Below are 12,314 nucleotides of genomic sequence, written 5' to 3' on the forward strand. Positions count from 1 at the left end.
AAACTTAACCAAACTATCGCTTTTATCAAATTTTAAGCTGTTAATATTTGCTCTGCTGTCAGCGCCAGTTCAAGAAAAGTTTGTGACACAATTCGTTCTGAACCTCTAAAGTGTGTACATTGGTATTTACCCTCAGCATCTAATAGAAAAACAAATACAGCCGGAACTTTTGGATTTCCCAAATACTCTCTTAGCCCAATTGCCAAATAATCTACAATCCAATATTCTGTAATACCTAAGCGTTGATATTCATCTAATTTATCAATGTAGTCATCTTCCCAATTAGTTGATGTCACTTCTACAGCTAATTGGATAGGTTCTTCAAGTGCAGCATAAGCAGAACGATTTGAGCGCCATTTATCTTTATCTATGACACTTACATCAGGCTTGCGCCCTTGCTCTATTCCATTAGCAGTTATAGTTTTAAAGACTGCTGTGTTTTTTACTACGTAATTAAGATTTAGACGTTTAATTTCATCTTTGAAAGAGTCAGCCGTAAAGTCAGCGACATCATCATGATTTCTGGTTGCACGCACTTCTACAATTTCTCCATCCACAAGTTCATATAAACCTGACTGTGGACACTGTTCTAAAAATTGGTCAAAAGTTAACTTTTGTTTAGTATATGTTTTCATCGTGCTACGTCTCTTTAAACTTTCTGAATAAACCGCCGCCCTAACAAACCTTGGGGCCTAACTAATAGCATGATAAACAAAATTGCAAAGGCTACTGCGTCTTTATATCCAGAATAATCAGCAGGGACAAACGCCTCTACTAATCCGATTAACAAACCTCCCAACACTGCACCGGGAATACTACCTAAACCACCTAAGACAATTACTGCTAAACCTCGCAAACCAAAAGCAATGCCGAAATATGGTCCTGCAATACTAACACTAGAGGCAACTAAAGTTCCTGCTAATCCTGCTAAAAAACTGCTGATGAAGAATGTTAGGATGATAAAGCGATCGCTATTAATTCCTAACAAACTAGCTGTAGTTGGATCTTCTGCGATCGCTTGCATTGCCTTACCATATTTAGTTCGATTGATAAAATAGGTAAGAATTGCCACAATTACAACTGACACAGTAAAAATTACCACCTGAACACTGCGAATCGGAATTGGGTTTTCTGAACTACCAAAGTTAATCGCAGGTGGCAAATTACCATAAGTATTTGCGGGGTATGTATAACTTTCCGCACCTACTAAATATTGAATTAAATTCACAATTACCACTGCTACCCCCAAGCTGGAAACAACAGTTAGCAAAGGATCGGAGCCTTGACGGCGCAAAGGTTGAAAAGCAACTCGTTCCATCAATACCCCTACCAATCCCGCCAAGGTGCTTCCTAAAATCAAGGCTATAGCAAATGGTAATTTTATCGGCAAGGCTGCATTAGCTAACAAGCCATTAAATCCAAAATTCCCACCCATAAGTGCATAAGTGAAATATGCACCCAAGGTAAAAATCGCCCCATGAGCTAAATTAATAATGCCCAAAATAGAATAAACCAAGGTATATCCCAAGGCAAAAATGGCATAGACGCTGCCAATGGATAACCCATTTAATAATTGCTGCAAAAAGATATTGATATTCATGTTGCAACTATTTTAGAAATGTGAATTTACCTTGACTCCCGTCTTTTTCCATTTTGATTTGAGCAACATAGAAATCTTTTTGCACAACTTCACCTGTGGGAGTAAAACCAATTTCACCCAATGGTGTATTGTATACTCCTTCAAGTATTTGTTTGTTTAACTGCGTCCGTAATTCTGGTAGCTGTAGTTTGTTAATTTTGCTCTTTTTATCTAAAGATTGGAGTGCTTCGACATAAACTTGGACTGCTGCAAAAGCTTGGGCGCTAAATTGGGGTGGTTCTTTTTTATATTCTTCAATATAGGCTTTACGAAATGCCGCATTAATTTCACCTGGATGTTCTGGACTGTAGGCTTGAGCAATCAATACCCCATCACAAAGTGCTTTACAAACTGGCAATAAATTCGATGTATTTAGACCATTTCCACCGACAATTAAACCTTTATAACCCAGTTCTCGCAATTGCCTAACTAAATTACCACCATCAGCAGCCAAGCCAGAAATAATTACCAAATCTGGTTTGAGATTAATTGCATTGGTAGCTTGACTTTGAAAATCTGTATCACTGGTTTGGAATTTTTGGACTGTTACCAATTCCAGCCCTTGATCCTTAACTGTTTGCTGAAAAATTTCCGTTTCTGACTTGCTAAATGCATCATTTTGGGCATATAAAACTGCAACTTTTTTCAGTTGAGGATTTTGCTTAAGTGCAGCTTTTACCGAATTAGGCGCAACGATGGAAACTGGTGCAGAAACACGAGCAACGTAATCACCAATTTCAGGAATATTTTTAGCAGTATTTGATGGCCCAATAATTGGTACTTTTGCCCGTTCGCCAATCGGATCGGCACTAAAGGCTTGCTGTGACAAAGTTGGCCCGACAATTCCAACAACTTTATCTCTATTAATTAGAGTTTGAAAAGCGTTAATTGCTCCTGCTTCATCACCGCTAGTATCTTGAAAAACTAATTTAATTGGTGTGCCATTAACACCACCTTTACTATTGAAATACTTCTGGGCAAGTTTGGCCCCAGCGACTTGTTCTTGACCCAGTAATGCCACATTGCTAGTTTGGGCAACACCAATACCGATGGGAATAGCACCAGATGATGTACCCGTTGTCGCTGGGGTATTGGTTGCAGTGTTATTTGGGGTACTATTTGGACTATTAGTTGGAGAATTCGTGACTGTGCTAGTACCACCACCACAGCCTGTTAGTAGTAAAGCGCAAGTTGATAATAATGCTGTTGTCCGAGCGATCGCGTTGTTCATCGTTAGATAATCATCTAGTTATGAGATATTCGGCAAGAGTTAATAGTAAAGCTTATAATCTGCAAACAAAATAATGCAGATTTACACTTTTGCACGAATTCTATTAAATCATTCTTATTTCACCATGCAAAGAGAAATATTCAAAGTGCTTGTAAATACAAATTATTATAATTAGTAATGATTTTATCATTCCCTGGTTCTACTGCTATGAAGTCGCTGGAAAATTATCCGCGTCAGAGCGTCTGTGTTAACCAGGTAATTTTAGGTCGGTTGAGTATTAAGTAAGCAATCTTAAGTACTTTTTTCATTACCAGTTAGTTCTCTAGGTTCGTAGTGACGGCAACCGTTACATGGGCCTTCAGGATTGATCGCACAGCGGATGTAACCAGACCGAGCATTAAACTTGCAGCTGATATCGCCAATTAAATAACCCACGCCTTCTAAATAATAGCGATCGCCTTCTACAGGTCTGACGTTGTGCCGTCCCTGTACCACTGGAAAATTCATGGCTGCTTGCCTCATCCGCAAGCGTGATCGCTGGGTTTTGCGGATCATCCACAGGGAAAACAAGGACGGTAAAAAACCAACGGCAATCACTAAAAGTGTCTTTAACACCTTCTTTTTACCCCTTTTGTGCGCTGATTGATTGTCCCTGATGTTACACTTTGATTTTACGGAAGTGCAAATCTTAGGGTAGCTTTGTTTCTTTGCAACCATAGTTGATGGCAAAGAGGCAATGGCAGTGTGGTATATAGCAATTTTAAGGAATAAGTTCCTTCTGCCACTTCAATCAGCATAACTGTTACAACCTTAAGGGTGAGATGCCGTTGAATGTTGATAATTTTAAGATTTGTTTACTAACACCTTTTTAAACAAGCATTTTGTGTCAGCCTCAACCCCAATCTTGTTTTTTGTCTGTGGCTGCGATGCTAATCTTTTTTTGGTTTGCTGACGAAGTTGCTGTGCTAACTGTGTGGCTTCCCTTTCGGCTCGGAATAAATCAACTCTTCGCGTCGTCAAAATAAATGAGTTATCAGGCTTTCGTTTCACCCAAGGAACGCTAACTGTAAAATACTGACCAATATTTTTGCATGGCTCCTGATTGAGAACTGGGTAGCTTTTTTGAGTATTTAGGGTGTTAGCGATCGCTTTCAACTCGAATATCGCTGCTTCTAACTCTCCTGCCATCCGATTGATACGTTCAACTTGTGCAATCAAACGCTCTCCTTCGCTGATGATTTTTTCCTTTTGGGGTCGCAGTGGCACTATAGCAGTAGTTACAGATTTAGGCTGCAACAACGAAACTTTCCGCAAAATGGGCTTTTTGTCCGTGTCTTGGATTTTTTTCATACCACCTCAAACAAGGCTAGCTGACTTGTAAGGCATTTTAGCAGTAAATAGTACTTTTGTACTAAAAGAATTTACCTTGAACATCAGCGAATTTTAAAGTCCCTCTCCAAGCTTGGGCTACGGTGTATACACAACTCGAATTACCCCCCTTAATCCCCCCGATATATTGGGGGGAAACCGGAAATCCAGTTCCCTCACCTTTATAAGGGGAGGGTTAGGGTGGGGTAAAACCCAGATTCATTAGGTATTTCAGACTTGTGTATACACCGTGTAAGCTTGGGAGAGGGATTTAGGGTGAAAGCTCATTGATTCATGCCAGAAGTCTATTATGATGAAGCGAGAATAGTGCCGTCAAATATGCTCCACTGTGTAAACATTCAGACTCATCAACACTGATAATATTGTTAATTAGAGTTAGCGATCGTTAATTACTTTATGAAAATAAGAATATACGAAATAGCTGATACTAAAGAAATTATGAAATTGTTCTACGACACTATTCATGAAGTGAATATTCACGATTATACAGAAGAACAAGTAGCTGCTTGGGCACCAGCAAACATGGATATTGAAGTTTGGATTAAAAGTTTAGGAAGTAAGTTTACTTATGTAGCAGAAGAAGACAAAATTATTGGTTTTGGAGAATTAGAGGCTAATGGTCATATTGACCGTTTTTATTGTCATAAAGATTTTCAAAGGAAAGGTGTTGGTAAGAAAATCTTAGAACAGATTGAATTAAAAGCAAATTCTTTAAGAATGGAAAAGTTATTTACCGAAGCCAGTATTACAGCTAAACCTTTTTTTGAAAGTCAGGGATTTATTGTTATCAAAAAGCAAGAGGTAGAGCGTAGAGGGCAAAAATTGATAAATTTTGTCATGGAAAAACACTTCAAAAATTGCTAAATTCATCAGATTCCAGCAATTTCAAAAAAGTTGTTCTAGCTTATGGTTTATGACCTACAGCCAGCATCACAGAAGCGGGAATTTCCACACCATTTTCTGTGACATACTTTGAGGCTCCCTCAATAATTACGTTTTCAATATTACGCCGTTGCTCATCGCTTTGCATTGCCAACATCGACCCCAGACGCGCCGAACTTACAATAATCTTTGGCATCACATCTTCAGGTGTAGAGAAAGTCCACTTGATGGGCAGTTCCGTGACAGACACCTGAGTGAATCCCTGAGCGCTTAAAACCATTTCGCATTCAGTGGGGTCGCCAAAGCGAAACAGGGGTGGCCCAGAAGGTAAATCCACATCCATACTGCCATAAGTCTGCACCGAACCCAGTATCAGAGCCATAAACGGATTGCGCGTTGGCGGTGTCCAGCAGGTGAAAGCATACCGCCCTCCCGGTTTGAGTACGCGAAAGGATTCAGCGATCGCTTTTTCTGGGTTTGGGAAATGGAGGATACCCAAGTTACAAACCACCGCCTCAAACTGGCCCGACTCGAAAGTTAGGTTTTCAGCATCCCCATGATGGAATGATCCTTGAGGACATCGCACTCTGGCAATGTCCACCATCTTCTCTGCAAAGTCTAATCCTGTGACTATAGCCTGCCGCTTCAGTGCTGCGGCACTAAGCCAGCCAGTTCCGCAAGCCACATCCAGCAATCGAATACCAGACTTGGCCCCGACGGCATCCAAGATCGCTTCATCTACCTGAGAAGTCACAACAGCGATCGCGCGATCGTATTCTTGAGCTACAAGAGAAAATTTGTCACGCTCGAATTGCTTGAATGCCTCGTGAGTAATGGTGGAATCATCTGTCATTTATTCACATCCAGCAACCGCGAAGTTTGTAACCGACTCATCCACTTCTCTAAATAAACTCGATTATCTTTTTGCTCATTTGGATCTTTAGTATCTAAAGGATAAGGCATCAGTCCCAAAATCGTTGCTGTCGTCACGCAAAACATCGATTTTTGGAAACTTATGCAAATTTGGACTCGCAAATCATCTTCACCCCGAAGACTGCGACGATAAATTTCGTGCAAATATTCTGGAAGATAATGACGCATATCTTGCATCAACAAGGTAGGAGGAATACCCGCGCCGCCGATGGGTAAAGGATCGGCATACAATGCGCCATATTCAAATCGGGTTTGATCTGGGGGAATTTGATATCCTTGGGCGTTGTATGAAACAGTGCCGTGGAAAGGAGTTCCCCGGAAAAATACTGCCTCTACATAAGGTATTGCTGTATCTGCTAAGAAGGTCAAACCAACGCTTTTGGGAATGATTTCATAGACCTTACCTCGAATTTTGACAGCGTAGGTAATTGGGTTTGATGCATTTGCCACTAACCCAGCTTTAATGTGTTCTACAACTTGGGGAATCGATTTGATTTCGCCTCGGTCATAGCGGTCTGATAAGTTAAGGAACATATCAGCCATGACTCGCCAGAATTGACCTAAACCGGTGTAGTAAGCAGAGACACGCAAGTGTTCTGTTAAAAAATCTGGAAATAGTTGGTTAATACTCTGAATGAAAGGATTATTTTTAAATTTTGCGTTAATAACAGCTTGCGCTCTTTCTTGAAATTCTGGTGTATCTAAATACGTATCTAATCCGCCGCCACCGTGCCACATCATGCCTTTCATGCAATATTCGGCATATTCAAAATTGATTCGGTCATGCCACCAGTGACGGAGTAATTTCTGAAAAGAAACCTCTCCATTAAAGTATTTAAAAAATGGGAAAAATACTAAAAACTGATGTTCGGCAATATAGTTAAGATTTTTTGAGTAAGCATCTAAAACTACCCCATAGCTTTTAAGAATACCCACAACTTCCAGCACATTTTCTGGACTATCGGGGAGTAATGCATCTCCTTTTTGTAGACGTTCAATATACTCAGCTAAGGGATTGTGACTAGCTTTTTTTTTAATAGTTACCATTGCCATCTCTCCAAAAAGTTTAGGGGTTAGTCATTTGTCATTTGTCATTTATCATTTGTCATTGGGCATGGTTATTCTCCTTGTCCCCTTGTCTCTAATCCCTAGTACAGCACGGCGGAAGTAAACCACCCCTGACGCTCGATGACTCGCTAACGCTGCGCTAACGGGTTCGGCAGTTCCTCATGGGGGGAACCCCCATCGCCTTTGGCGTCTCCCCTTGGGAGAAGACCGGACTGCCTCACCATTTCAAATCTATGAAACGCTTATGCTGTATTCATTTTTAATTTTTAATTCCGCCTTGCGGTACTAGTCCCCATTGCTTTATCCAAGGACACTGCTAATACGACGTTTTGGGTATTTACCATTGCTGTAATTGTTGGTTCAGTCCAACGCACTAACCAACCAGGTTGAATGCCGAAAATCACAATCAGCACAGCTAAAATTGCAGCTGGGATGCGATCGCTCCAATACACACGTGGTAAGTTGGTAACTTGTGCAGATAAACGTCCAAAAAAGGCGCGGTTAACGAGAATTAAGAAGTAAACTGCTGTTAAACCAGTACCAAGCATACATAACAGGGTTTGCACTGGAAAAACTGGAAAACTTCCCCGATAAACTACAAATTCAGAAATAAACCCTAGCATTCCCGGTATCCCAGCGCTGGCCATGACTCCGACAATCATCAAGCTACCGATTACTGGCATACCCCGTTCTGGGTTCAGTAATCCTTGAATGATTGCTAAATCACGGCTTCCGGCTTTTTTATACACAACTCCTACGAGCAAAAACAGCATGGCGGAAATTAAGCCGTGGCTAATCATTTGCATCACAGCACCCAATACACTTAAAGGTGTGGCCGCCGCCGCCGCTAAAAGCACGTAACCCATGTGCCCAATGGAGCTGTATGCTACCATTTTTTTCATATCGGTTTGGGCGATCGCGCAAGATGAACCATACAGAACACTCACTACTGCCCAAGTCGCCAACCAAGGAGCCAGATAATTCCAAGCTTCTGGTAACAAGTTCATGCCAAAGCGCAGTAAGCCGTAGGTTCCCAACTTCAACAGCACCCCAGCCAATAGCACAGAAATCGGTGTCGAAGCTTCAACGTGAGCATCTGGCAACCAAGTATGGAAGGGAACCAAGGGAATTTTAATCCCAAAACCGATCAAAATTCCCGCTAGCAATAAAAGCTGTGTTGCTAGAGGTAAAGTCGTAGTGTTCAAGGTTGCTAGTGCAAAGTTAGAGGAACCACTCAGCCAAACCATGCCGAGGAAACTTGCTAAAATCAGGATTCCCGAAACGGCTGTATAAATGAGAAATTTGGTAGCAGCATAACCCCGTTTGGCGCCACCCCAAATGGCTATTAACAAATACAGCGGAATTAGTTCCAATTCGTAAAACAGGAAAAATAACAGTAAATCCTGTGCTAGAAAGGCTCCTGTCACCCCAGCGCTTAATAATAGTATCAAACAGTAATAAAATTTAGGGCGCTCTAGCGATTCATCGCTGCTGTAGATGGCTATGGAAGTTAACAATCCATTTAAAACCAGCAACGGTAAAGATAAACCATCTATCCCAAGGTTATAGTTTAAGCCTAAAGCATCTACCCAAGGGATAGACTCGGCAAACTGTTGAGTGATTTCTCCTGGATGAAACTGAATTGCTAGTACGATTGTCCACAAGAAAGCGATAATGGCAAAAACCAAAGCCACCACACGGGCGAATTTCCCACTAATGCCAGAGGGGGAGAAACCAATTAAAGCTGCGCCGATTAACGGCACTAGAATTAAAACACTAAGCATAGACTTTAGGTAAGGGGAGCAGGGGGGCAGCACTTCGGCTACGCTCAGTGACCAGGGGAGCAGGGAGAAAATAATAAATTTTTAACTCCTTAACTCAGCACTCAGCACTCAGCACTCAGCACTCTTAAAAAGGTAATTTATCTAGTAAACCCAATGACCAACTGATGAAAAAACCCAGGACGCTGACAACTGCTAGGATGGTCAACATATAGCCCTGAGATTGCCCAGAAATGCTGTACTTTAAGGTTTGTCCGCCGAAAATGGTCGCAAACCCAACCAAGTTTACTAAACCGTCAACCAAGTAGCGATCGCTCCAAGCAGAAATTTTAGATAGCAGTGCTACTACACTTACCACGGTTACAAGATAAACTCGGTCAATATAAAAATCATAACCTAACAGGTCTTGCATAAATCTCCACGCCAAGATTCTGGAGCGTGACCAAGCTTTGTGCAGATGAACTGTACACCCTACGCCTACCCCCACTACGGTAGAACCAAACAAGGCTAACACCACATACCAATTAATACTTTCCCAATCTGGTAGTAAGTACCATTGCTGTAGCATCAGAGGTAAAAGCAGAGTCAGCACTGTCAGAAACACCATTGGGAAGGCCATCTGCCAAGCAACTTCTGGGGTGCGACGGGTCTTTTGTTGCGGTTTACCCCAGAAGACTAATCTAAATACTCTCGTCAAATTCAATGCTGTCAAACCATTGACTAATATTAAAACCCCAATTACCCAAGGGCTAATATTCACGAAACCGTCAGCCCATGCTAACATTGCCCAGAAACTTCCCAAGGGGAGCAGTGTTACCATCCCGGCTGAACCGACTACAAAGGCCGTGGTGGTGGCTGGCATCCGTGACCACAAACCGCCCATTTCTGTTAAGTCTTGGCTTTGGGTAGTTAAGATAACTGAACCAGAACTCATAAATAATAATGCTTTGGCGATCGCATGAGCTAACAGCAACATCAAGGCTACACCCCCTTGCTGTAACCCCACCGCCAAAAACACTAACCCCATATATGCACTGGTGGAATGAGATAGCGATCGCTTAATGTCAATTTGAGCTATGGAGACTAATGTGGCTCCAATCGCTGTCACCGTACCCATGACTACCAAAGCATTCAAGGCAACTGGCGACAGCGCTAATAATGGTTGAAATCTATACAGTAAATAAGCACCACCAGCTACTACCAGAGAGTTTCGCATTACTGAGGCGGGGTTGGGCCCTTCCATTGCCTCATCTAACCACAGGTGTAGTGGAAATTGGGCACATTTACCAGCAGGCCCAGCAATTAGTGCCAACCCTAGCAGCGTCGATGTCATTGGACTTAAATTAGCTGTTTGCGCCCACTCATATAAATCTGAAAAGTTCAAACTCCCGGCTAAGGTAGAAAGTGTCACTACAGCCATCAGCAGCAACAAGTCTCCTACCCGTTTAGTCCAAAACGCATCCCGCGCCGCCGTTACTACTAGTGGTTGAGCGTACCAGAAACCCACCAGCAAGTAAGTCGAAAGCGTCAGTAATTCCAAAAGAGCATAGCTGAGAAACAAAGAATCACTAATCGCTAGACCACTCAGCGCCGCTTCAAAGAATCCCAGCAGCGCAAAAAAACGCGCTAACGACCAGTCCTTTTCCATGTAACCCAGAGCGTAAACTTGTGCCAGTAAGCTTAACCCTGTAATTAAAACTGTTGCCCCAATGCTGACTGGCGATAGTTCTAAGGAAAAAGATAAGTCTAAATCTGCTGCTTTGAACCAATTGATTAGTAAGTTTTCTGGATCTCTATCCCAGATATTTTTAAATACAAACAGGCTATGGATAAAAGCTAAAACGGTCGTCAACAAGTTGATGTATGCCGCAGGTCTTGGCCCTGTTCGCTGAATTATTCCTATTCCCCACGGCAAGGTCAAAATTGCGCCCAATAAGCTATACAAAGGCACAAACCAACTTGTTGAAAATAGAAATTGATCCATTTAAATTTCCCTTGATGACTCAGCCTTGATTTTAAAAAAAATTCCAACCAATTATTTATTTAATAAAATTAATTTACCAAAATATCGATGTTTTTTTACTATTATTTTAACTAAACTTCTAGAAGTACTTTTACTTAACGCTACCCTATTAAATATAAGTAAAATATAACTTTACATAAGCAAAAGCATTTACTTGCCTTAATATCACTGACCTTTTTACATTTATATTTCTACTTTAACCAAAGTAATTTATACGATATATTTGAAAAAGTTATATATGTTTCACCTAGTCATTGTACACTTAGAAATATTTGAGAAAAGATAGATACAGCAAAACATACAGCCGCTGCTTACCTCTCATCAGATAGGATTAGCCTTGGTTATGAATGTCGTTTTGTAAATGTGATAAAGAAATTATAAAGCATAAGTGCCAGCTCAAGGAATCTGTAAACTTTAATTGCTCAGATGCCTAGATAACTTTTTGTTAAGTTTTTTAAAACTTTCTTATCATAAACTATTATAGTAATTTATATTGCCAGGAACGCCAAGCTTTCCTATGCTTAATTTGGAAGTGTTTTCTTAGCTATAAGATCAGGCTCTCCCCGTCAAAAAATTCAAACGACAGTACAGATTGCATTAATTTTGTAGGAGTTCTGCGATGCCAATTGCAGTTGGAATGATTGAAACGAAGGGCTTTCCAGCAGTGGTGGAAGCTGCTGATGCGATGGTGAAAGCCGCCCGTGTCACCTTAGTAGGGTATGAAAAAATTGGTAGCGCTCGCGTCACCGTGATAGTTCGGGGAGATGTATCGGAAGTGCAAGCTTCTGTAGCAGCTGGGGTTGAAGCGGCAAAAAGAGTCTTTGGTGGTGAAGTGTTATCCACTCACATCATTGCTCGTCCTCACGAAAACCTGGAATACGTCTTGCCGATACGTTACACAGAAGCGGTGGAACAATTCCGTACTTAAAAGCTGTTTAAACAAAGTAATTAAAGCTCTTTGTCTGAAAAGAGCATCACTTTTGTCCAAGGCTAAAAACTTTGAAATAGGGATTAAAACTAATGTCAATTGCAGTGGGAATGGTTGAAACGCTAGGCTTTCCAGCAGTAGTGGAAGCTGCTGACGCAATGGTGAAAGCGGCTCGCGTCACTTTAGTAGGTTATGAAAAAATCGGTAGTGGTCGGGTAACGGTAATTGTTCGGGGTGACGTTTCGGAAGTGCAAGCTTCTGTGGCCGCAGGAGTTGAATCTGTAAAGCGGGTCAATGGTGGACAAGTGCTGTCTACTCATATCATTGCTCGTCCTCACGAAAACTTGGAATACGTCCTCCCAATTCGTTATACCGAAGACGTAGAGCAGTTCCGGGAAAATGTGAATGCAATTCGTCCTTTTGGTAGAAGACCGTAATTT

12 protein-coding genes are annotated in these 12,314 nt (G+C 41.5%); 3 read left to right on the forward strand and 9 right to left on the reverse strand.

Annotated features, from left to right (window positions below; all coding sequences use genetic code 11):
- Positions 1-32: 32 nt before the first annotated feature.
- The 5 genes from CDG76_RS25300 to CDG76_RS25320 all read right to left on the reverse strand — a co-directional run bounded on the left by CDG76_RS25300 (position 33) and on the right by CDG76_RS25320 (position 4,220).
- On the reverse strand, positions 33-635 hold the full coding sequence (locus tag CDG76_RS25300) for a Uma2 family endonuclease (RefSeq protein WP_094351655.1): 603 nt from the start codon (positions 633-635) through the stop codon (positions 33-35).
- A gap of 14 nt (positions 636-649) precedes the next feature.
- Positions 650-1,600 (reverse strand): branched-chain amino acid ABC transporter permease, encoded by a 951-nt coding sequence (locus CDG76_RS25305; RefSeq protein ID WP_094351656.1) that lies wholly within the window; start codon positions 1,598-1,600, stop codon positions 650-652.
- 7 nt (positions 1,601-1,607) lie between these two features.
- Positions 1,608-2,870: an ABC transporter substrate-binding protein gene (locus tag CDG76_RS25310; RefSeq protein WP_094351657.1), complete on the reverse strand. Its 1,263-nt coding sequence runs from the start codon at positions 2,868-2,870 to the stop codon at positions 1,608-1,610.
- Positions 2,871-3,161: 291 nt separating this feature from the next.
- Complete coding sequence (locus CDG76_RS25315; protein WP_094351658.1) at positions 3,162-3,485, reverse strand: DUF6464 family protein; 324 nt, start codon at positions 3,483-3,485, stop codon at positions 3,162-3,164.
- Between the two features lie 228 nt (positions 3,486-3,713).
- Complete coding sequence (locus CDG76_RS25320; protein WP_094351659.1) at positions 3,714-4,220, reverse strand: hypothetical protein; 507 nt, start codon at positions 4,218-4,220, stop codon at positions 3,714-3,716.
- Positions 4,221-4,655: 435 nt separating this feature from the next.
- Between CDG76_RS25320 and CDG76_RS25325 the strand changes: the two genes are divergently transcribed.
- Complete coding sequence (locus CDG76_RS25325; RefSeq protein WP_094351660.1) at positions 4,656-5,123, forward strand: GNAT family N-acetyltransferase; 468 nt, start codon at positions 4,656-4,658, stop codon at positions 5,121-5,123.
- 40 nt (positions 5,124-5,163) lie between these two features.
- Here the strand turns inward: CDG76_RS25325 and CDG76_RS25330 are convergent, their stop codons facing one another.
- The 4 genes from CDG76_RS25330 to CDG76_RS25345 all read right to left on the reverse strand — a co-directional run bounded on the left by CDG76_RS25330 (position 5,164) and on the right by CDG76_RS25345 (position 10,907).
- A complete protein-coding gene (locus tag CDG76_RS25330) occupies positions 5,164-5,994 on the reverse strand; it encodes a class I SAM-dependent methyltransferase (RefSeq protein ID WP_094351661.1) in 831 nt (276 codons plus the stop codon).
- Positions 5,991-7,121 (reverse strand): CO2 hydration protein, encoded by a 1,131-nt coding sequence (locus CDG76_RS25335; RefSeq protein ID WP_094351662.1) that lies wholly within the window; start codon positions 7,119-7,121, stop codon positions 5,991-5,993. Before CDG76_RS25335 ends, CDG76_RS25330 begins: the two co-directional genes overlap by 4 nt.
- A gap of 287 nt (positions 7,122-7,408) precedes the next feature.
- Positions 7,409-8,926, reverse strand: coding sequence for an NADH-quinone oxidoreductase subunit M (locus CDG76_RS25340; protein ID WP_094351663.1), 1,518 nt, complete (start codon positions 8,924-8,926; stop codon positions 7,409-7,411).
- A gap of 124 nt (positions 8,927-9,050) precedes the next feature.
- Positions 9,051-10,907 carry an NAD(P)H-quinone oxidoreductase subunit F gene (locus CDG76_RS25345; RefSeq protein WP_094351664.1) on the reverse strand — a complete coding sequence of 619 codons (1,857 nt, stop codon included), beginning with the start codon at positions 10,905-10,907 and terminating at the stop codon, positions 9,051-9,053.
- Between the two features lie 658 nt (positions 10,908-11,565).
- On the opposite strand from CDG76_RS25345, the gene CDG76_RS25350 reads away from it, so the two are divergent.
- Both CDG76_RS25350 and CDG76_RS25355 read left to right on the forward strand, forming a co-directional pair.
- Positions 11,566-11,874: a carbon dioxide-concentrating mechanism protein CcmK gene (locus CDG76_RS25350; RefSeq protein ID WP_012410633.1), complete on the forward strand. Its 309-nt coding sequence runs from the start codon at positions 11,566-11,568 to the stop codon at positions 11,872-11,874.
- Between the two features lie 92 nt (positions 11,875-11,966).
- The gene (locus tag CDG76_RS25355; RefSeq protein WP_010995041.1) at positions 11,967-12,311 is read left to right on the forward strand and encodes a carbon dioxide-concentrating mechanism protein CcmK; all 345 of its coding nucleotides are present in this window, start codon (positions 11,967-11,969) and stop codon (positions 12,309-12,311) included.
- Positions 12,312-12,314: the final 3 nt, after the last annotated feature.

It is taken from the genome of Nostoc sp. 'Peltigera membranacea cyanobiont' 210A (genome assembly GCF_002246015.1).
Lineage (GTDB): Bacteria > Cyanobacteriota > Cyanobacteriia > Cyanobacteriales > Nostocaceae > Nostoc.

Bases quoted from the DNA above. Each gene is read 5' to 3' on its own strand.
- CDG76_RS25300 (WP_094351655.1), bottom strand. From the start codon at position 635: ATGAAAACATATACTAAACAAAAGTTAACTTTTGACCAATTTTTAGAA.
- CDG76_RS25305 (WP_094351656.1), bottom strand. From the start codon at position 1,600: ATGAATATCAATATCTTTTTGCAGCAATTATTAAATGGGTTATCCATT.
- CDG76_RS25310 (WP_094351657.1), bottom strand. From the start codon at position 2,870: ATGAACAACGCGATCGCTCGGACAACAGCATTATTATCAACTTGCGCT.
- CDG76_RS25320 (WP_094351659.1), bottom strand. From the start codon at position 4,220: ATGAAAAAAATCCAAGACACGGACAAAAAGCCCATTTTGCGGAAAGTT.
- CDG76_RS25325 (WP_094351660.1), top strand. From the start codon at position 4,656: ATGAAAATAAGAATATACGAAATAGCTGATACTAAAGAAATTATGAAA.
- CDG76_RS25330 (WP_094351661.1), bottom strand. From the start codon at position 5,994: ATGACAGATGATTCCACCATTACTCACGAGGCATTCAAGCAATTCGAG.
- CDG76_RS25335 (WP_094351662.1), bottom strand. From the start codon at position 7,121: ATGGTAACTATTAAAAAAAAAGCTAGTCACAATCCCTTAGCTGAGTAT.
- CDG76_RS25340 (WP_094351663.1), bottom strand. From the start codon at position 8,926: ATGCTTAGTGTTTTAATTCTAGTGCCGTTAATCGGCGCAGCTTTAATT.
- CDG76_RS25345 (WP_094351664.1), bottom strand. From the start codon at position 10,907: ATGGATCAATTTCTATTTTCAACAAGTTGGTTTGTGCCTTTGTATAGC.
- CDG76_RS25350 (WP_012410633.1), top strand. From the start codon at position 11,566: ATGCCAATTGCAGTTGGAATGATTGAAACGAAGGGCTTTCCAGCAGTG.
- CDG76_RS25355 (WP_010995041.1), top strand. From the start codon at position 11,967: ATGTCAATTGCAGTGGGAATGGTTGAAACGCTAGGCTTTCCAGCAGTA.